Below are 20,088 nucleotides of genomic sequence, written 5' to 3'. Positions count from 1 at the left end.
GCGGGCCCTCTCTCCCGCCCCTGCCCGGCCCCCGCGCCGCACACCGAACCTGCGTTCGCCACGCGGGTGCGGCGCACCAAGCGTGAACCGAAGGCCCCGGGCCTCGCTCTCCCCAGAGCGAGACCCGGGGCCTTCGGTGTACCCGCTTCGAGCCCGTCCGGTTTTGGGCTCGTCCGGTTTGGGCTCGTGCGGCGCTTGAGGGCAGAGCAGCCGCCGGACGAACCCGGCGCCCTCGCCCCGCCCGGTTACCGCCCCGACCGCGCCGCCCGCGCCACCGCGACCACGGCCTTCTCCAGCGCGTACTCCGGATCGTCGCCGCCCCCCTTGACGCCCGCGTCGGCCTCCGCGACCGCCCGCAGCGCCACCGCCACGCCGTCCGGCGTCCACCCACGCATCTGCTGGCGCACCCGGTCGATCTTCCACGGCGGCATGCCCAGCTCACGAGCGAGGTCCGCGGGCCGCCCTCCGCGCGCCGAGGACAGCTTTCCGATCGCCCGTACGCCCTGTGCCAGCGCGCTGGTGATCAGCACGGGCGCCACCCCGGTGGACAGCGACCAGCGCAACGCCTCGAGCGCCTCCGCAGCCCGCCCCTCCACTGCGCGGTCGGCGACGGTGAAACTCGATGCCTCCGCACGGCCCGTGTAGTAGCGGGCGACGACCGCCTCGTCGATCGTGCCCTCGACATCCGCGACGAGCTGCGAAACCGCACTCGCCAGCTCCCGCAGATCGCTGCCGATGGAGTCGACCAGCGCCTGGCACGCCTCGGGGGTCGCCGAGCGCCCCAGCGCCCGGAACTCCGACCGCACGAACGAGAGCCGCTCGGCCGGCTTGGTCGTCTTCGGACACGCGACCTCCCGTGCCCCGGCCTTGCGCGCCGCGTCCAGCAGGCCCTTGCCCTTCGCCCCGCCCGCATGCAGCAGAACGAGGGTGATCTCCTCGACCGGATCGCCGAGGTACGCCTTGACGTCCTTGATCGTGTCGGCGGAGAGATCCTGTGCATTGCGCACGATCACCACCTTGCGCTCGGCGAAGAGCGACGGGCTCGTCAGCTCGGCAAGGGTGCCGGGCTGGAGCTGGTCGGAGGTGAGATCGCGGACATCCGTGTCGGGGTCGGAGACACGGGCCGCCGCCACCACCTGTTGCACGGCGCGGTCGAGGAGCAGGTCCTCCTGGCCCACGGCGAGCGTGAGGGGGGCAAGCGGATCGTCGGTGGAATTCCTTCTGGTGGCCATCGCCGTCCAGCATCCCACGCGCCACCGACATCCTGCCGGGCTCCCTGCCCGCCTCGTGCGGGAGCCACCTCGTACGGACACCTGGGGGCTCGGACACCTGGGGGCTCGGGCACCTGGCGCGATGGCGCCGGGCGTCCGATCACCGAGGCCGCCGCTGGAAGAAAATCTCGCCGCGACGCAGCTCGTGCTCGGTTCGGACGACCTGCGACGCCTCGACGCGGCGCTGCCGTCGTCGGTGGTCGCCGGTAGCCGTTGCCCCGAGAGCTTCATGCACATGAACGGCCGTTGGGCGCCCGGCGCCACTCGCTCGGCGGGACGGCGCCGGCCGGACCGCACCTCTCACCCGGTACGGGAGAATGGGCAGGTGAGCGATGTAAGACATGTGCTGGTGCTGCCCGACCGCGATGCCGCGGAGGAAGTGGCCGCAGAACTCGGCGACCGCTTCGGGGTCGTCGAGGAACCCCAGCTCGTACGCGATGCACTGGCCGGCGAGGACGACGCCGAGGACGCCCAGTGGCTGGTCGTCGTGGAGGACCCGTCGGGGCTGCTGGACTCCTTGGCGCTCGATGCGTTCGCCGCGGAGTACGAGGGGTGGCTCGAAGCGCCCTAGAGGGGCGCCGGGGCACCCCAGGGGTTCAACCCTTGGGGACGATCTGGATGTCCATGTCGATGGAGATGCTGGAACCGACGGCCGCGATGCCGCGGGCCAGCATGGTCTGCCAGGTGAGGGTGAAGTCCTCGCGGTGCAGCTCCGTGGTGGCCCGGCAGGCGGCGCGGGTCTCGCCCTCCAAGCCGTTGCCCACGCCGAGGTACTGGGTGTCCAGCGTGACCGTACGGCTGACGCCGTGCAGTGTGAGCGCGCCGGTCACACCCCAGCGGCTGCCGCCGCGGTGGACGAAACGGTCGCTGTAGAACTCCAGCGTCGGATAGCGCCCGACGTCGAGGAAGTCGCTGGAGCGCAGATGGTCGTCGCGCATCTGGACATTCGTGTCGATCGACGCGGCATCGATGATCACGTGCATGGCCGAGCTCTCCATGCGGTCGGCGATACGGACAGCACCGGCGAAGGTGTTGAACCGGCCGTGGATGCGTGCCATGCCGATGTGCCGGGCCGTGAAGCCGATCTGCGAGTGCATCGGTTCGACCTCCCACTCGCCGGGGTCGGGCAGCTGCGGGGGCACGGACAGTTGCAGGGTCACATCGCCGAGGCTCGCATGGCCTCCCTCGACGACCGTGGCCGCGCCGTGGAACGGGGTGAAGCCCTCAGCCGTGACGGCCAGCCGGTACTCGCCGGCCGGGACGGTGGCAAGGACATTGCCGTACGGGTCCGTCTCACCGCCGAAGACCTTGCGGCCCACGCTGTCCGTGACCACGAACTCGGCTTGCTGCACGACCTCGTTGACGGGGTCGAGTACTCGGCAGCTGAGCACTCCCGCAGTGCGCGGCACCTCAAGTCCCGTGAGGGCGTTGCCACGCGCGGCACCCGCCGCTCCCCTGCTTCCCAGCCAACGGCCGAACATCTTCTACCTACCCCCGGGGGCGATTCACCTTGGGGCCTGACGGCTGGACGTCCTCGTCGGAGCAGCGGCCCACCGACGAGCATTCATTCGATCACTATTGTGGCGTTCGAGGCAAACAGAGCAGCTAGCAAGGGCTTGGGTAGAGGTGTTACCGAAGGTCCGAATTGGTCGTACGCACTTGTGTGCGTCACTGATTCTGCGCCCATCGCTCAGTCGCATTCTGTGCCCCTCACTCATGCGGACAGTGCTTATGACTGACCCACCGCCCGCAGCCCCCGCCCTGCACCCGTCACGGCGATCGCGCCGTCGGTGTCCGTACGCAGCACCACCGCGCCGCCGGCTCTGAGCGCATCGACGGTGCGCGCGGCCGGGTGACCGTACGGGTTGTCCCTGCCCACGCTCACCAGGGCAAGTCTCGGGTGTGCGCTGCGCAGCAGAGCGGGGTCCTGGTGGGCGGAGCCATGATGGGCGACCTTGAGAACGTCCACCCGCGGCAACGTGGGATACCTGCGCAACAGCCCCTGCTGGGCCGGAGGTTCGAGGTCGCCCAGGAGCAAAAGGGTCAGCTCGCCGGTCCGGACATACAGGGTGACACTGGCGTCATTCGGCTCCTGCGGTACGGGCCCGGCCCCTGGGTCCATAGATGCACCGCCCGCCCCCATGCCGCCCGCCGGCCAGAGGACCCGCCAGTCGAGCGGCCCGATCCGGCGGCGTTCACCGGGGGCGGCCCGCACGAGGGGGACGCCCGACGCGGCAGCCGTTCTCCGTACGAACGCAACCTGGTCCGACGGTTCGTCCAGGCTCGTCGTCTGGATCGCCCCCACCGCTCTGCCCCGCAGTACACCGGGCAACCCCCGTACATGGTCCGCGTGGAAGTGCGTGAGGACCAGGAGCGGTACCTCGGTGATGCCCAGGTCGCGCAGGCACCGGTCGGCGAGCCGGGGATCGGGACCGGTGTCGACGACCACACCCGCACCGTCCCCCGCGGCCAGCACCAAGGCGTCGCCCTGCCCCACGTCGCACATCGCGAACGCCCAGTCCGGCGGCGGCCATCCGGTCAGTACGCGGGTGAGCGGCACCGGGCGCAGCACCGCAAGGATCAGCAGCAGCGCGGCGGCCGAACAGACCCAGGGGTGGCGCACGACACGACGGGCGAACAGCACCACCAGAGCTGTCAGCGCGGTGAGCAGCAGCGCTCCCTTCCCGCCGTCGGGCCAGTCGATCTCCGCCCCGGGCAGGGCCGCCCCGGTGCGGGCCACCGAGGCGATCCACCCGGTCGGCCATCCCGCGATCCGGGCGAGCAGCTCTGCCACCGGCATGGCCACCGGCGCCAGGACGAGCGCCGCGAACCCGAGGACCGTGGCCGGCGCCACCGCGAACTCGGCCAGCAGATTGCACGGGATCGCCACCAGGCTGACCCGGGAAGCGAGCAGCACGACGACCGGTGCGCACACCGCCTGCGCCGCGGCGGCCGCGGCCAGTGCCTCGGCGAGCCTGGGCGGAACCCGGCGCCGTTGCAGCGCGTCGCTCCACTTCGGGGCGATGGTGAGCAGGGCACCGGTGGCCAGGACGGAGAGGACGAAGCCGTAACTGCGCGCCATCCACGGGTCGTACAGCACCAGCAGCAGAACTGCGGCGGCCAGCGCGGGGATCAGTGATCTGCGGCGCCCCGTGCCGATGGCGAGCAGGGTGATCAGTCCGCAGGCCGCGGCCCGCAGCACGCTCGGCTCGGGTCGGCAGACGATGACGAAGGCGAGTGTGAGCCCGCCGCCGAGCAACGCCGTCATTCGCAGCGAGATCCCCAACCGGGGTGCCAGGCCGCGCCGTTCGACGCGCGACGCTGTGGCCGACGGTCCGATCAGGATGACGAGCAGGATCGCCAGGTTGGCACCGGAGACCGCCATCAGGTGGGTGAGATCGGCCGCCTGGAAGGCATCGTGCAGTTCGGGGGTGACCCGCGAGGTGTCGCCGACCACGAGGCCCGGCAGAAGCGCCCGCGCATCGGAATCCAGCCGCTCGGTCGCCTGCCGCAGACCACCGCGCAGAGCACCCGCCGTGCGCTGGAGAAAGGAAGGTGGACCGGTGATGCGGGGCGGGCCTTTTCCCTCGGGCCGCAGTACGGCGGCGTTGCGCCCCCCTTCGTGCATCGGTGGCGCCAGTCGGCCGCCGATGTGCAGTTGCGTGGAAGGGAGCAACTGCTGCCACCGGGCCATCGACCCGCCGGGCGAGACGATCAGCAGCACCGGCGTACGCAGCCTGGTGACCGCGCCGTCGGGTCCGGTCAGCCGCGTGATCTCGGCGTCCATGAGGAGCGAGGCAGGCATGCTCCGGTCGCCTCTCACCCGGGGCTGGGCCTGCCGGGCGTCGGACGTCACCGTCACCTCCGCCTCGACCCTCGCGAACCTCTGGCCCAGCCCATGGATCGGCCCCTGCCGTACGTCCGCGCCGTGCAACCCGGCCGCCGCAGCCCCGGCCGCCGCACAGAGCAGCGCCGCAGCAGTGGCGGTAGCGGTGGTGTGCGGCCGCCGCCGGTTGCGCATCGTGTTCTCGTCGTCCGTCGCCCCTCCCCCGGCATCGGCCGACAGTCTGCGCATCGCACGCGTCGCCGATGCTCCCGACATTGCCAGGAGCACCATGGCTGCGCCGATGCAGAGCATCACGCCCGCCGTCGTCCACCGCCCCGGCGCGCTCAGCGCGAGCGCTGCCCCGGCCCAGGCCGCCATGGCCGGCGGGACCAGCCGGAGGTCGACCGGGCCCTCCTGCCGCGGGTCGGCGGCACCCAGCCTCCGGCCCGACGCCGCATGGACGTCCGGGGGATTCATGGCCCCACCAGCGGCTGGAGGTCGGCGAACCGGCGGTCACCGATCCCGTTGACCTCGCGGAGCTCATCGACGGAACGGAAACCGCCGTGCTGTGTGCGGTAATCGACGATGTGCTGCGCGAGAACCGGGCCGACGCCGGGCAGGGTGTCGAGTTGTTCCAGGGTCGCGCGGTTGAGGCTGACCGGTCCGCTCGTGGGGCTGCCGCCGCCGCCCGCAGCGGCTCCTCCTGTGCTGCCGGCGGCAGGAGGGCCTGGCGGGGCGCCCACCACGATCTGCTCCCCGTCCATGAGCACCCGCGCCCGGTTGATCCCGGTGAGGTCGACACCCGGCCGGGCTCCGCCCGCCGCACGCAGCGCATCAGCGACCCTTGCACCGGACGGCAGTTGATGGATCCCCGGACTTCGCACCTTCCCGCTCACATCGACCACGATGTGCCCGCCCGGCCCCGTCGCCGGTGGCGGCCCCGGTGACGGCTCGGGCGCTCCGGCGCCATCCGTCACCGGGCCCGAAGTCCTGGCGTGCGCAGCCTCGTTGACCGGATCGGGAGCGCGTACGGAGTGGGGGCGCGCGGACCGGAAATGCACCGCGGCAAAGACCGCGGCCGCGATCAGGACAACGGCCAGTGCGGCAAGGGTCCTTGGCTCCAAACCACATCTGAGCTGCAGCCACACCGGAATCCGCTCCCGCAGTGCCGGAACCAGCCTCTCCCGCCACCCCGGCACCCTGGCGACCTGCGCCGGGGCCGAAGGCGAGGTCGGGGTCGAGGTCGGGGTCGAAGCCGGCGCAGGAGCCGTATCCGGAGCGGGACTTGGCATCGAGGGCGGGCTCGGGGCCGAGACCGGAGCGGGAGCCGAAGCCACCCCCAGCACAGGCCGCGCGACCCGTCCGCCGTACGCACCTCCCATGAGGGCGTCCGCCCGACGGCGCGAAGCCGCCGCTACGACGTCGGCACGCCCGCGCGACGACCGTCGCCGTCCGGGTCCGAGGCCGGGACCGCCACGGGCGCGCCCGTCCGAGGCCGGGGTGCGGCCGGGGCCGCTTCCGCTTCCGCTGGTTGCACGATGTGATCGGGGAGCCATGCCTCACGACGGTAGGCACATCCGTCCGAACCCGCTGAGCAGGCCCAATCTCGGTGGACAAACAACCAGTTGTGGATAACTCGACCGCCCCGAGGGGTGACGTGGGCGAATCGGCTTCAGCGCGGCGAAACCACTGCCCCGAGCAGGCCGGGCCCGGTGTGCGCACCGATCACCGCGCCCACCTCGCTGACATGCAGATCGACCAGACCCGGCACCCGCTCACGCAGCCGCTCGGCGAGCCGCTCGGCCCGCTCGGGTGCCGCCAGGTGATGCACGGCGACGTCCACCCGGCTGCTGCCCGCCCGTTCCGCGACAATCTCCTCCAGACGCGCGATCGCCTTCGAGGCCGTCCGTACCTTCTCCAGCAGTTCGATACGGCCGCCGTCCAGCTGGAGCAGCGGCTTCACGGCGAGCGCCGATCCCAGCAGAGCCTGCGCGGTACCGATACGACCGCCGCGGCGCAGATAGTCCAGCGTGTCGACGTAGAAGTACGCGGAGGTGCCCGCTGCCCGCTTCTCCGCGGCTGCGACGGCCTCGTCCAGGCTTCCGCCCGCCTCTGCCGTCTCCGCCGCCGCCAGGGCGCAGAATCCGAGGGCCATGGCGACCATCCCGGTGTCCACCACCCGTACCGGAACCGGTGCGTCCTTGGCCGCGAGCAGAGCCGCGTCGTACGTACCCGAGATCTCGGCCGAGAGGTGCAGCGAGACGATGCCGGTGGCTCCGGCCCCGGCCACCGCCCTGTACGCGGCGGCGAAGACCTCCGGGCTGGGTCGGGAAGTCGTCACGGGGCGACGCTTCTGGAGCGCCACCGCGAGGGAACGGGCCGAGATCTCGGTGCCGTCCTCCAGAGCCTGATCACCGAGGACGACGGTCAGCGGCACTGCGGTGATGCCGTGCCGCTCCATCGCCTCGGGCGGCAGGTAGGCCGTGGAATCGGTGACGATCGCGACATGGCGGGACATGAGCGGGAGGTTACCTGGCGAGTCTGCGGCTCGGCAGTCCGACCCCGACCGAATGATCGCTCCCGATCGCTTCGGACCGCTTCCTGTCACCGCAGGTCGTCGGACGCCTCACCGCCGGTCATCGAACGCCTCAGTTCGTCGTTTCGGGCCGAGCCGCCTTCTGCCACGGGTATTCGGTCTGGCGTTGCGGGTCCGGAGCCGTGATCGCCTGTGCCACATCATCGGCCGGCCCACGCCCCTGACCTTGCCGCTGCCCCTGGTCGCGCCCGTCGCCCTGCGGTTCCCCCTGCCTGCGGACCGGCTCGTCCGGCTCCACCGTCCAGTGCCGCAGCGCCCCGGCCTCCACATCGATCTGCGCATTCAGCGCGTCCAGATCGTCGTCGGTGAACCGCCGCGCACGGTCCCGCGCGGCCCACCGCAGCGAATCCGCAGAGTGCGTGATCCGCTCCGTACGCTGCTTCAGTCCCGGCAGCAGCGAGGCGACCGTCGCCCGGTCGGGCTCGCGCTCCAGTTTCTTCAGCTCGTCGTCCAGCGCGCGCCCGTGCACACTCAGCCGCTGGAAGAGGCCCAGTGACTCCGAGAGCGAGGCGTCCTCGGCGACTCCCGACTGCAACGCCTCCTGCGTGGCCCGCATGGATGTGCGCAACGCGAGCCGCAGCTGTGCCAGCTCTCCGCCCATACCCGCCTGGCCATAGCTCTTCGCCCGCAGCGTGCTGTCCTCGACGGTGCGGCGCGCCTGGGTGATCGTACGGTCGACACCCCGCTTCGCCGCGCCGATGGCCTTGACGCCCACGTACACGCCCAGGGCCACGAAGGCGAAAAAGAGCAACCCCAGAATCAGGATCACGGCTTCCATGAGCGCCCCTCGGATGTCGTCTCGGCTGCCGGGTGCCGGCCCCTCCACCGTAAACGGAAAGGGCAGGCCGAGGGTTCCTTCGGAACCCCCAACCTGCCCGTAGGGGAACGCCCCCACACCGCCGTACAGCAATCGGCGGCTACGCGACGACCGTCACGCGGGGACGATGAGCGCCCTCGCGCGGGACGATCAGCGGCGTCACGCCGGGACGATATTGACCAGCTTCGGCGCGCGCACGATCACCTTGCGGATCCCCGCGCCATCCAGCGCCGCGACCACGGCCGGGTCGGCCAGGGCCAGTGCTTCCAGCTCCTCGTCCGCGATCGACGGGGAGATCTCCAGGCGTGCCTTGACCTTGCCCTTGACCTGCACGACGCAGGTCACGGTCTCGTCCACGACGTACGCAGGGTCGGCGACCGGGAAGTCCTGGTGCACGACCGACTCGGTGTGGCCCAGCCGGCGCCACAGCTCCTCCGCGATGTGCGGCGCCAGCGGCGCCACCAGCAGCACCAGCGACTCGGCGACATTCCGGGACAGCGGGCCTCCCGCCTTGGTCAGGTGGTTGTTCAGCTCGGTGACCTTGGCGATGGCCGTGTTGAAGCGCATCCCGGCCATGTCCTGGCCGACCCCGTCGATCGCCTTGTGCAGCGCTCGCAGCGTCTCCTCGCCCGGCTCCGTGTCCACGACGGTGACCTCACCGGTCTCCTCGTCCACGACGTTGCGCCACAGCCGCTGCAGCAGCCGGTACTGACCGACGACGGCACGCGTGTCCCACGGCCGCGACACGTCCAGGGGGCCCATCGCCATCTCGTACAGGCGCAGCGTGTCGGCACCGTACTCGGTGCAGATCTCGTCCGGCGTGACGGCGTTCTTCAGGGACTTGCCCATCTTGCCCAGGACGCGGCTGACCTTCTCGCCCTGGTAGTAGAACTGTCCGTCGCGCTCCTCGACCTCGGCCGCCGGGACCGCGATGCCGCGGCTGTCCCGGTAGACGAACGCCTGGATCATGCCCTGGTTGTACAGCTTGTGGAACGGCTCGACGGACGAGATGTGCCCCAGGTCGTGCAGCACCTTGGACCAGAAGCGGGCGTACAGCAGGTGCAGGACGGCGTGCTCGGCGCCGCCGACGTACAGGTCGACACCGCCGGTCGGCTGCCCCTCGCGCGGCCCCATCCAGTACTGCTCGATCGCCGGGTCGACCAGCTTGGAGTCGTTGTTCGGGTCCAGATAGCGCAGCTCGTACCAGCAGGAGCCCGCCCAGTTGGGCATGGTGTTGGTCTCGCGGCGGTACTTCTTCGGACCGTTGCCGTCGCCCAGGTCCAGGGTGACGTTGACCCAGTCGGCGTTCCGGGACAGCGGGGTCTCGGGCTGGGTGTCGGCGTCGTCGGGGTCGAAGGTGCGCGGCGAGTAGTCGTCGACCTCCGGCAGCTCCAGGGGCAGCATCGACTCGGGCAGCGGGTGGGCGATGCCGTCCTCGTCGTAGACGATCGGGAAGGGCTCGCCCCAGTAGCGCTGGCGGCTGAACAGCCAGTCGCGCAGCCGGAAGTTGACGGTGCCCTCACCGACGCCGTGCGCCTTCAGCCACTCGGTGATCTTCGCCTTGGCGTCGACGACACCCAGGCCGTCCAGCGAGATCTCGTCGTTGGCGGAGTTGACCAGCTTCGCGTCGTACGAGCCGAAGGCGTCCTCCCACGTCGAGGGGTCCGTGCTGCGGTCGTCCGACGGCTCGACGACACAGCGCATCGGCAGCTCGAAGGCGCGCGCGAAGGCGAAGTCGCGCGCGTCGTGCGCCGGTACGGCCATGATCGCGCCGGTGCCGTAGCCCATCAGGACGTAGTCGGCGATGAAGACGGGGACCTTCTCGCCGCTGACCGGGTTGGTGGCGTACGCGCCGGTGAAGACACCGGTCTTGTCCTTGGCCTCGGCCTGCCGCTCCACGTCGGACTTGGCGGCGGCCAGCTTGCGGTACGCGGTGACGGCCTCGGCCGGGGACGCGTGCCCGCCGGTCCACACCGGGTGGGTGCCCTCGGGCCAGGCGGCCGGAATGATCCGCTCGACCAGCTCGTGCTCGGGCGCCAGCACCATGTAGGTGGCACCGAACAGGGTGTCCTGGCGGGTGGTGAAGACGGTGATGTCGCCCGCACCGTCGACCGGGAAGTCGACGCGTGCGCCTTCGGAGCGCCCGATCCAGTTGCGCTGCTGCAGCTTGATCGCCTCGGGCCAGTCCAGCCCGTCCAGGTCGTTCAGCAGCCGGTCGGCGTAGGCGGTGATGCGCATGTTCCACTGGCGCAGCTTGGCCTTGAAGACGGGGAAGTTGCCGCGCTCGGAGCGGCCGTCGGCCGTCACCTCTTCGTTGGCCAGGACGGTGCCCAGGCCGGGCGACCAGTTGACGGGCGCGTCGGAGGCGTACGCCAGGCGGTACTCGCCCAGGATGTCCGCGCGCTCGGTGGCGCTCAGCGCGCTCCAGTCACGGCCGTCCGGGGTGGGGCGTGCGCCGCTCTCGAACTGTGCGACCAGCTCGTCGATCGGGCGGGCGCGGTCGGCCTCGGTGTCGTACCAGGAGTTGAAGATCTGCAGGAAGATCCACTGGGTCCACTTGTAGTACTCCGACTCGATCGTGGCGAACGAGCGGCGCTTGTCGTGGCCCAGGCCCAGCCGGCGCAGCTGGGCGGTCATGTTCTCGATGTTGGCCTCGGTGGAGACCCGCGGGTGCGTGCCGGTCTGCACCGCGTACTGCTCCGCGGGCAGGCCGAAGGCGTCGAAGCCCAGGGTGTGCAGCACGTTGTGCCCGGTCATCCGCTGGTGGCGGGCGAAGACATCGGTGGCGATGTAGCCCAGCGGGTGACCGACGTGCAGGCCCGCACCCGAGGGGTACGGGAACATGTCCATGATGAACTTCTTCGGCCTGGCGGCCAGCTCCGGATCGCCCGCCAGGTCACCGGTCGGGTTCGGTGCCTCGTACGTGCCCTCGGCGTCCCAGAAGTCCTGCCAGCGTGCCTCGATGTCGGCGGCCATCGCCGCCGTGTAGCGGTGCGGCGCAGCCGTCTCGGCTGCGGAAGTCGTCTCGCTCATGATCCTCAAAGCTCCATCGATCGTCATCTGCCGGCGCCCATGTCTACGGACACGCGTCTACGGAAACGAAAAATCCCCTCGCACAGGAGGGGACGCCGCGCCGATTCCGACCAGGCATTCTCACCGGTCGGGACTGATCAGCGCGGCTCGCTAAGCAGAAGGCGTACGGCACGCATGGCGTCAGGGTACCGCACGGGCCCGGAACCGGTCCGGGCCCGGCCGGTCCGTGGACGGGACGGGAGAGCGATCCTGCCGATCGGGCCCGAGAGCTGCCCGCTCGGCGAGTCCCTGCGGGTGGCGAACTGACTCGCCGCCGAAACCGCGGGCCGGTGCGGTCCCTGCAAGCAGGGGCTGCCGGCCGCGGCGGGCGGGCTGTCCGACGTGCTGAACAGCGGCGGGCCCGCGGCCCTGGAGGCGCTGTGCGAAGCGACCCGGGCAGCGAAGGGCTGGGGCGCGTGCAAGCATCCGGACGGCTCGGCGCGCTTTCTGACCTCGCCGCTGTCCGCCTTCACGGACGACCTGGCGGCGCATGTCCTTGGCGGTGACCGGCCGCGAGACGCTCGGGGTTCTGCCCCTTCCCGCGCCCGGCCGACAGGGCCTGGAGGAGTCCATTGCGAGTGGCGGGCGGCTGGCGGTGGACTGGACGCTCCGCCAGGGCCACGGGCTCTGCGCGAACATCGTCCCCGAGCTGATCGGGCTGGGCCCCGACGGTTACCCGGCGCTCGCGGACGCAGCGGATCCGATGCATCTGAGAGGGCGCGCACAGCGCGCAGTGCGCCGGTGTCCCGCGCCGGCGCTCCGCATCGAGCAGGCGGCAGCGGAACACCCCGCGCTGCCGCCGGTCATCGGCCGGAAGGCCCTTGACAGCGGGCGCTACTGACGCACACATACGAAAAGCGGGTCACCCTCTGAGGATGACCCGCTTCTCATTTCTTCACTGTGGAGCTAAGGAGATTTGAACTCCTGACCCCCTGCATGCCATGCAGGTGCTCTACCAACTGAGCTATAGCCCCGTGCCGCGTGCCGCCCGGTTCCCCGTGGCGACATCGAGAACATTACCGGTAACCCCACCACTCCACCAAATCGTTTCCCGCCTGCACGGCTTTGACCGAATCTGCGGCATCTTTGTCAAGTGATGTCGAGAGGGTTCACGCGGTGGCGAAGGAGTAGAAGCGCTTGAGCGTGCAGTGCTCCTCCAGCAGCCGCCCGTAGATCGGCTCCCCCTCCAGCTCCCGGTAGGTCTCGATCGGGTCGCCCTTTATGATCAGCGCCCGCGCACACTCCTCGCACCAGTACTGGAACTCCGGATTGATCGGATCCATGTCCCTGACGATGGGCGTACCACTGCCGCACCAGTCGCACTTCCGCCTGTGTGCACCCATGGGTCAGCTCCGGCTTTGGCCGCGGGCGGTACACACGCAGGAGACTCCGCCGTTCCCGCCGAGCACGTGGACCGCATGGGAGGGATCACCAGCAGGACGGCCGGCGCGGACGCGGCATTCGGAGACAAGGAGCAGGTCCGGGACCTCGTCGCGGCTCGCAGGCATCGCGCTCCCTCCCGTTCGGTCCGTCGCCCCCTCCGGCGATCCGATTCTGCCATGACGCCGCAAGGGGGGCAGCCCGCCGGACATCCCGCCGTTCACCGACGCCGTGCGAGACCCACCGACACGCCCGCGACCGCGGCCGCCGACAGTGCGAGAACGCATTCCCACAGGGCCTGCTCCAACCCCTGCACCCCTGGCGTATCAAGGCGGTTGAGACAGAGCGTGCCGAATGTCGCGACTCCGATCAGCTGGCCGAGCTGCGTGACGGTCACCAGTACACCGCCTGCATCAGCCGCATTCTCCGGACGCACGTTCGCCAACGCCCCCGTAAGGGTGGGCTGAAGCCCAGCGCCATACCGCTGCCCGTGATCGCGAAGGCCGCGTACAGCCGGGGCCCGCCGTCGCCGCCGTCCCGCATCAGCAGCCCGACGGCCACGGAGGCGACGGCCATCAGGGCGAACCCGCCCGGAACCAGGGTCCCTTGGAGCCTCGTGGGCCACCTGCGCCAGGTCAGCCCGATCGCACCGAATACCAGCGCGGTCGGTGCGGACATCAACCCCGTGCGCAGCGCCGAGTAGCCAAGACCGCCGTGGACGTGCAGCGTCGTCGCAAAGAGGAAGCCCGCGTTGATCGCCATCACCACAAGAATGCGCAGCACCGCCCTCGCCATGCCGGGGATGCGCAGCACCGCCCTCGCCATGCCGGGGATGCGCAGCACCGCCCGCGCCATGCCGGGGATGCGCAGCACCTTGTGTCCGATCAGGGGCGCACCACCGCGCGCGGCCAGCCGTGACTCATGACCGACGAACCCGGTGAAGAAGCCCGCGGAGGCGATCAGGCAGACCCAGGCCCAGACCGGCCGGTCCAACTCCTGCCCGAGCACCGGGGGGACGGTGAGCAGCGTGACGGTTGCGGCGAGCAGCGTCGGCCCCGGCAGATCGAGTCCGCGGGCGCACGCCTGGGCCCTGGATTCCCCCGTACGCGGTTCTCCGGGCAGCGCACGAATGCCGGGCACCAGCAGAACCGGACCGATCGGCACATTCGCCAGGAAGACCGGCCGCCGGCCCGCGCCGAACAGATCGGCGCCGACCAGCACCCCGCCGACCACCTGCCCGGCGGCCGCCCCGGTGGCGAGCACCGCGCTGTAGGCACCGAGCGCCCGGATCCGTGCCTCGCCGGCGAAGTGGCGCTGAATGAGGCTGAGCACCTGCGGAATCACCGCCGCCGCACCCGCTCCCTGGATCAGCCGGAAGGCGATCAACTGCCCTGTTCCGGCGGCAAGTCCGCAGGCCGACGAGGCGGCCGTGAAGACGGCGAATCCGGCCAGATGAGCCCTGCCGTGTCCGAGCAGACCGCCGAGCCTGGCGCCGGTGATGAGCAGCACGGCGTACGTGATGGTGTATCCCGCCACGATGAGCTGCAACCCGGCTCCGGAGGCGCCGGGTTCACTCCGGATCGTCGGGGCGGTGACGTTGACGATGAAGATGTCGAGCAGCGCCATGAACTGAGCCGCGAGGACCAGGGCGAGCACTCTGCCGGGCCGTTTGTCAGCGGTGGCGTCTTTACTGGTTACGGAACGTGGAGTTGCCTCAGAGGCCGCCGTCATCGCATCGAGCCTCACCCCGGTCGAATACGGGTAACGAGAGCCCGCTGATGCCGGTCCTGACAGCACCTGGCAACTCCCGTGCGAGGCAATGACGATGAGGGTGTGGCAATGGTGACGGCACATCAACAGAGGCAATACCGGCGGCGTCCGGAGCTCGCGGCCTTTCTGCACAACCGCCGGGCGCGGGTGGCACCCGCCGATGCGGGCATGGCGCCCGGGCTGCGCCGCCGCACCCCGGGCCTGCGCCGCGAGGAGGTCGCACAGCTCTCCGGCGTCGGTGTCACCTGGTGCACCTGGTTGGAACAAGGCCGTCCGATCAACGCCTCGCCAGGTCCTGGACGCCGTGGCGCACACCCTGCGACTGGACGCGCCGGAGCGCGAACACCTCTACCACCTGGCAGAGGTGGCCTACACCCCGGGCAGACAGACCGACACGATAGAGGTTGGGCCCGAGATCCAGGGCATCATCGACGCACTTGATCGACACCCCGCAGCGATCTACAACACTCGGTACGACGTCCTGGCCACCGATCCCGCCTACCGCAACCTGTTCGGCGTCCCCGAAATGGCGAGAACCGGCATACGCAATGTGCTGTGGACGCTGTTCACGGTGGCCGAGGAGGCCTGTCCCATCGTCCACCGGACCCAGGAACTGCCGATCATGGTGGCGACGCTGCGGGGAGCCCACGGACGGCATACGGGCGAGCCCGCCCGGGAATCGTTCGCCGAACGGCTCTCGGCCGCCGGCCCGTACTTCGCCGAACTGTGGCGCGGCGAGAATGTAGCGCCGCCGGGACCGCGGGTGAAGACCTTCCGGCACTGGGCGGCGACCGACGAGATACGGATGACCTCGGTGTCGCTTTCCGTCAACGGGCTGCCGGAGTGCCGGATCGTGGCCTGCACCCCGGCCGACGAGAAGAGCAGCGAGCAGGTGGCGGCGCTGCTGCGGCGCCGGGAGGCGTGACCGGACGCACGGTCAGGGCGTCGGACGGCCAGAAGAAGCCCCAGGCCGGGCAGTCAGGGGAAACGCAAGGATCCCGCCCCCTGGTGGGGACGGGATCTTGATTGTGGAGCTAAGGAGATTTGAACTCCTGACCCCCTGCATGCCATGCAGGTGCTCTACCAACTGAGCTATAGCCCCGCTGTTCGCCGTATTTCCCTGCGTTTCCGCGCTGCGAACAAGAAGAACTTTAGCCTGTGACCAGCCAGAAAGTGAAATCCGGCCGACGCCGCCCGGGGGTGGCCTCAGCGCCGTCCGGGCCCGCCCCGCAGGCAGGCCCATGGCACTCCCAGGCCCCGGCGCTCCTAGGTGTCGTCGCCGAGCACCGGCTCCGGCAGCGTGCCGGCATTGTGCTCCAGCAGGCGCCAGCCCCGCGCGCCCTCGCCCAGCACCGACCAGCAGCAGTTGGAGAGCCCGCCGAGCCCTTCCCAGTGGTGCGCCTCCAGACCCAGCAGCCGACCGATGGTGGTGCGGATGGTGCCGCCGTGGCTGACTACGACGAGCGTGCCGCTGTCGGGCAGCTTCTCGGCGTGTCCGAGTACGACCGGGGCGGCCCGGTCGGCGACCTCGGTCTCCAGCTCACCGCCGCCGCGACGCACGGGCTCGCCGCGCTTCCATGCGGCGTACTGCTCGCCGTACAGCTCGACGATCTCCTTGTGGGTGAGGCCCTGCCAGGCACCCGCGTAGGTCTCACGCAGCCCCGCCTCGTGCGCTACCTCGAGGCCGGTGATCGCGGCGAGCTCGGCGGCTGTGGCCGCCGCCCGCTGCAGATCGGAGGCGACGATCGCAGCCGGCTTCAGCGAGGCGAGCAGCCGGGCGGCCCGCTGGGCCTGCCCGACGCCGGCCTCGGTGAGTGCGATGTCCGTGGAGCCCTGGAACCGGCGCTCCAGATTCCATGCCGTCTGGCCGTGTCGCCAGAGGACAATCCTGCGGCCCCTGCCGCTTCCGCTGCCGTTCAGCTCTGCTCACCTTCCGTGCTGCCGGCGAGCTGGGCGTGCTCCGCGGCCTTGCCTCGGGTCTTGACGGCGTCCTCGGGGAGCGCGATCTCGGGGCAGTCCTTCCAGAGGCGCTCCAGCGCGTAGAAGACCCGCTCCTCGCTGTGCTGGACATGGATGACGATGTCGACGTAGTCGAGGAGGATCCAGCGCGCGTCGCGGTCGCCCTCACGGCGTACCGGCTTGGCGCCGAGTTCCTTCTGGAGCCGCTCCTCGATCTCGTCGACGATCGACTTGACCTGGCGGTCGTTGGGGGCCGAAGCCAGCAGGAAGGCGTCTGTGATCGACAGCACGTCGCTGACGTCGTACGCGATGATGTCGTGCGCGAGCCGGTCGGCGGCCGCCTGAGCGGCGGCGTTGATGAGCTCGATGGAGCGGTCCGTGGCGGTCACAAGCAGGCTTTCGTCGGCGGTCAGATCAACCTCTAGGGTCTCACGGACCGCCGACAGCCCACGCAGCGATCGTTCGAAGATCGAATCGCCATCATCCGGGCGGTGCGGTCCCGGTCATTTGATCTCGTAGTTCTGGCCGAGCACGACGGACACATCCGCGTTCGCTGCGGGCTTGCCCTGCTTCAGCGCGCTCGTCGGCAGCCCCAGGGTCTTGGCGACCTGCGTCGCCTTGTCCTTGTCCGCCGCGGTCTTGTAGACGACCTCGGACAGCGCCGCGGTCTCGGCCGTTCCGCCGCCGACGAAGGCATATCCGCCGTTGACCAGCTTGATCTGGGCGGACTGCGTGGCGTCCTTGTCACCGGTGGCGTTCTTGATCCCGACCCGCACCGCCGCACCGGCGTCCGGAGCCTTCACCGTGCCGCCCAGGATGTCCTCGACAATGCTCTCGGTGGCCGCGTCGGTGAGGGTGCCGTCGGCCTGCACCGGCAGCAGTGCCGTCTTGTAGTCGCCGCCCTTGGCGTGCTGGGCGAGCTTCGCCAGCGAGGCACCGAGATCCTTCTCGGGGAGCGACGGGTCGAGGATCTGCGCCAGCGTCTGCACGGTGACCGTGGCGGTCTTCGGGTCGTCCGAGATCTTCCGCAGAACGCCTCGCATGACCTCCCCGAACCGCATGAGCTGCTTCGCCTCGGCCTCACCGGGTGCCCGGTAGGTGGCGTATGCAACAGCCATCTGGCCGCTCAGGGTCTGTGCCTCCCCCTTTTTCACCAGGGGGGAAGCGCCCTTCTTCGTGTCGGGCACTTCGGTGTCGGTGTCGACCTCGATGCTGCCGACCAGATCGACGAGAGTCTCCAGATAGGGGGTGTCGAGCCGCCACGTTCCGCTGATCTTGGTGCCGAGCAGTGTGTCGATGGAATCGCGGGTGCCCGTGGTGCCGTCGTCCTCGACGGACTTGCCGAGGGTGCTCGTGACGCCCTCGTCGCTGGCGACCGCGAGAGAGTTGGGGAGCAGGACCGTGGTCCCCTGTTTGGTCGTCACATTGTCGACGAGCAGCGCCGTGGAGGTGCCGCCCTTCTTGGTGTTGCGCAGATGGACCACGATGACGTCCCGCTGCTGCGGGCCCGTCGATGCGGTGTTGCCCTTCTCCGAACCGGAGAGGCCGGGGATCTTGTCGGCGGACCAGAGGTAGCCGACACCGCCGACCACCACCAGGACCACCACGACTATCAGCGCGACCATGCGGTTGCGGCCGCGACGCCGTGCCTCTTCGCGCCGCTCGCTGCGGCTCTCGGTGAACTTCAGCCAGTCAATGACGTCTTCGGAGTCCTCGTCGGGCTCCTCGATGAAGGAGAACTGCTCTGTGCGGTAGTCGCGGTCGGCTCGGCGCTGCCCGGGGACGGCCGGTTCCGGGTCGGCCTCGAAGTCGGGCTCGGGCTCCTGCCGGGCCGGCGCGGGTGGGGGCGGGGACGGCTGTGCGGCGGCCTGCTGCGGGATGTTCCACTGCTGGGTGGTGTCGACCGCGGCGGGCTGCGGGCCGGTGTCGTAGCCATAGCCGTCGTAGCCGCCGTATGCCTGCTGTTGGGGCTGTTGCGGCTGCTGGGGGGCGGCATACGGGTCGTACGGCTGCGGCTGCACGGGCTGCGGCTGCTGAGGCTGGGCGTACAGGTCGTATCCGTACCCCTGGTCGGCCTGATGCGGCTCTTGCTGGGACTGCTGAGGCGCATACGGGTCGTACGACTGCTGTCCGGGCTGCTGATACACCGGCTGCCCGTACTCGTCGTAGCCGATGATCTGCGGCTGCTGGTAGTACGGGTCGTACGGGTTCTGTCGGTCGTTCACCGGTGCCCCTCTACGTGGCTTATTCGCCGCGGTACAGCTGGCGCTTGTCGATGTAGCGGACCACGCCGTCCGGCACCAAGTACCAGACCGGCTCCCCCTGCGCGACCCTCTCACGGCAGTCCGTGGACGAGATCGCGAGCGCGGGCACCTCCACGAGGGAGACCCCGCCCTCCGGCAGCCCGGGGTCCGCGAGCACATGCCCCGGCCGCGTCACACCGATGAAGTGGGAGAGGGAGAACAGTTCGTCGGCGTCCCGCCAGGTGAGGATCTGGGAGAGCGCGTCGGCGCCCGTGATGAAGAAGAGGTCCGCGTCGCCATGGATCGCGCGCAAGTCCCGCAGCGTATCGATGGTGTACGTCGGCCCGCTGCGGTCGATGTCGCTCCGGCTGACCGAGAACTGCGGGTTGGACGCCGTCGCGATGACCGTCATCAGATAGCGGTCCTCGGCCGGGGAGACATGCTTGTGGCTCTTCTGCCATGGCTGCCCGGTCGGCACGAAGATCACCTCGTCGAGGTGGAACTGGGCGGCCACTTCACTGGCCGCCACCAGGTGTCCATGATGAATCGGGTCAAACGTCCCGCCCATCACGCCGATTCGGCGCTTTCCGCGGCCGGTAGGCACTTCCTGCTCTCCCATGCGTGCAGAGCCTACTGGCACAGCTGTACGCCTTCGCCTCAGCGGTCGCGGTTGAAGCGAGTGGTGATCCACAGCAGGAGCAGCAGCACGACGAACGCACCGCCCCCGGTGAGATACGGGCTGAGGCTTTCGTGGTTGCCACCGTGCTCGCCGCCCTCGGCGGCGAGAGTGACCAGCTGGTGCGCGGTGCTCGTGAGGCTCATCTTCGGCAGGACCTATCGATCGGGAGTCGGAAGGAAGACGTCGCGCACATCGTATGCGGGCGCCCCGGGCACGCTCACGCCGACTCAGTCGTTGTTGTCGTCGTTGCGGTATCCGCGGAGCAGGAACCAGCCGAGCAGGACAGCTCCGACGAGCGAGGCGAGCAGCACGATGCGGAGTGTGTTGCCGGGCCCCTGATCCTCGGATGCGGCGGCAAGCAGAGCAACGGTATGCGGCATGTCGGGCGTCTCCTCAGTTATCCACAGCCCCCCGCACACCGTAGACCCAGCACCTACGCTGGGATTTGTCAGGGGGCGAGCGACGTCTCGTACGA

General features: G+C 70.1%; 15 protein-coding genes, 2 tRNA genes and 3 pseudogenes. 3 read left to right on the top strand and 17 right to left on the bottom strand.

Annotated features, from left to right (window positions below):
* Positions 1-245 precede the first annotated feature (245 nt).
* Positions 246-1,232, bottom strand: a complete 987-nt coding sequence (gene holA, locus IEZ15_RS04875) for a DNA polymerase III subunit delta (protein ID WP_189274484.1) — start codon at positions 1,230-1,232, stop codon at positions 246-248.
* Between the two features lie 364 nt (positions 1,233-1,596).
* Here holA and IEZ15_RS04870 point away from each other — a divergent pair, with 364 nt between their 5' ends.
* A complete protein-coding gene (locus IEZ15_RS04870) occupies positions 1,597-1,842 on the top strand; it encodes a hypothetical protein (RefSeq protein WP_189274483.1) in 246 nt (81 codons plus the stop codon).
* Between the two features lie 25 nt (positions 1,843-1,867).
* Here the strand turns inward: IEZ15_RS04870 and IEZ15_RS04865 are convergent, their stop codons facing one another.
* The 6 genes from IEZ15_RS04865 to leuS form a co-directional block, all read right to left on the bottom strand.
* Complete coding sequence (locus IEZ15_RS04865) at positions 1,868-2,752, bottom strand: YceI family protein (RefSeq protein WP_114244446.1); 885 nt, start codon at positions 2,750-2,752, stop codon at positions 1,868-1,870.
* A 248-nt stretch (positions 2,753-3,000) separates the two neighbouring features.
* Complete coding sequence (locus IEZ15_RS04860) at positions 3,001-5,574, bottom strand: ComEC/Rec2 family competence protein (RefSeq protein ID WP_189274481.1); 2,574 nt, start codon at positions 5,572-5,574, stop codon at positions 3,001-3,003.
* Positions 5,571-6,221 carry a ComEA family DNA-binding protein gene (locus IEZ15_RS46685; RefSeq protein ID WP_308427382.1) on the bottom strand — a complete coding sequence of 217 codons (651 nt, stop codon included), beginning with the start codon at positions 6,219-6,221 and terminating at the stop codon, positions 5,571-5,573. The genes IEZ15_RS04860 and IEZ15_RS46685 overlap by 4 nt, the downstream gene beginning before the upstream one ends.
* A gap of 548 nt (positions 6,222-6,769) precedes the next feature.
* Positions 6,770-7,615, bottom strand: a complete 846-nt coding sequence (locus IEZ15_RS04850; RefSeq protein ID WP_114244449.1) for a DegV family protein — start codon at positions 7,613-7,615, stop codon at positions 6,770-6,772.
* Between the two features lie 130 nt (positions 7,616-7,745).
* On the bottom strand, positions 7,746-8,471 hold the full coding sequence (locus IEZ15_RS04845) for a hypothetical protein (RefSeq protein WP_189274477.1): 726 nt from the start codon (positions 8,469-8,471) through the stop codon (positions 7,746-7,748).
* 198 nt (positions 8,472-8,669) lie between these two features.
* Entirely contained in the window at positions 8,670-11,543 is a 2,874-nt protein-coding gene (gene leuS / locus IEZ15_RS04840) for a leucine--tRNA ligase (protein ID WP_189274475.1), read from the bottom strand.
* A 243-nt stretch (positions 11,544-11,786) separates the two neighbouring features.
* On the opposite strand from leuS, the pseudogene IEZ15_RS04835 reads away from it, so the two are divergent.
* Positions 11,787-12,423: pseudogene (locus IEZ15_RS04835) on the top strand (NADH-ubiquinone oxidoreductase-F iron-sulfur binding region domain-containing protein); the annotation flags it as partial.
* A gap of 60 nt (positions 12,424-12,483) precedes the next feature.
* On the opposite strand, the gene IEZ15_RS04830 reads toward IEZ15_RS04835, so the two are convergent.
* The 3 genes and pseudogenes from IEZ15_RS04830 to IEZ15_RS04820 all read right to left on the bottom strand — a co-directional run bounded on the left by IEZ15_RS04830 (position 12,484) and on the right by IEZ15_RS04820 (position 14,693).
* Positions 12,484-12,556: transfer RNA gene (locus tag IEZ15_RS04830), tRNA-Ala, on the bottom strand.
* A 135-nt stretch (positions 12,557-12,691) separates the two neighbouring features.
* Positions 12,692-12,925, bottom strand: a complete 234-nt coding sequence (locus IEZ15_RS04825; protein ID WP_114244451.1) for a hypothetical protein — start codon at positions 12,923-12,925, stop codon at positions 12,692-12,694.
* A 257-nt stretch (positions 12,926-13,182) separates the two neighbouring features.
* Positions 13,183-14,693, bottom strand: a pseudogene (locus tag IEZ15_RS04820) (MFS transporter).
* Positions 14,694-14,801: 108 nt separating this feature from the next.
* On the opposite strand from IEZ15_RS04820, the pseudogene IEZ15_RS04815 reads away from it, so the two are divergent.
* Positions 14,802-15,657 (top strand): annotated as a pseudogene (locus IEZ15_RS04815) (helix-turn-helix transcriptional regulator).
* A 104-nt stretch (positions 15,658-15,761) separates the two neighbouring features.
* Here the strand turns inward: IEZ15_RS04815 and IEZ15_RS04810 are convergent.
* From IEZ15_RS04810 to IEZ15_RS04780, 7 genes are all read right to left on the bottom strand, one after another.
* A tRNA-Ala gene (locus IEZ15_RS04810) sits at positions 15,762-15,834 on the bottom strand.
* Positions 15,835-15,998: 164 nt separating this feature from the next.
* The gene (locus tag IEZ15_RS04805) at positions 15,999-16,652 is read right to left on the bottom strand and encodes a histidine phosphatase family protein (protein ID WP_114244453.1); all 654 of its coding nucleotides are present in this window, start codon (positions 16,650-16,652) and stop codon (positions 15,999-16,001) included.
* On the bottom strand, positions 16,649-17,080 hold the full coding sequence (rsfS, locus tag IEZ15_RS04800; RefSeq protein ID WP_114244454.1) for a ribosome silencing factor: 432 nt from the start codon (positions 17,078-17,080) through the stop codon (positions 16,649-16,651). The genes IEZ15_RS04805 and rsfS overlap by 4 nt, the downstream gene beginning before the upstream one ends.
* A 114-nt stretch (positions 17,081-17,194) precedes the next feature.
* Positions 17,195-18,916 (bottom strand): LytR C-terminal domain-containing protein, encoded by a 1,722-nt coding sequence (locus tag IEZ15_RS04795; RefSeq protein WP_189274473.1) that lies wholly within the window; start codon positions 18,914-18,916, stop codon positions 17,195-17,197.
* A 19-nt stretch (positions 18,917-18,935) separates the two neighbouring features.
* The gene (gene nadD, locus IEZ15_RS04790) at positions 18,936-19,553 is read right to left on the bottom strand and encodes a nicotinate-nucleotide adenylyltransferase (protein ID WP_093897071.1); all 618 of its coding nucleotides are present in this window, start codon (positions 19,551-19,553) and stop codon (positions 18,936-18,938) included.
* Between the two features lie 38 nt (positions 19,554-19,591).
* Positions 19,592-19,756, bottom strand: coding sequence for a hypothetical protein (locus IEZ15_RS04785; protein ID WP_093897070.1), 165 nt, complete (start codon positions 19,754-19,756; stop codon positions 19,592-19,594).
* A gap of 84 nt (positions 19,757-19,840) precedes the next feature.
* The gene (locus IEZ15_RS04780; RefSeq protein WP_176740246.1) at positions 19,841-19,993 is read right to left on the bottom strand and encodes a hypothetical protein; all 153 of its coding nucleotides are present in this window, start codon (positions 19,991-19,993) and stop codon (positions 19,841-19,843) included.
* Positions 19,994-20,088 lie beyond the last annotated feature (95 nt).

Source organism: Streptomyces atratus (assembly GCF_014648655.1).
Classification (GTDB): domain Bacteria; phylum Actinomycetota; class Actinomycetes; order Streptomycetales; family Streptomycetaceae; genus Streptomyces; species Streptomyces atratus.
This window is presented reverse-complemented; position numbering and strand designations above follow the sequence as displayed.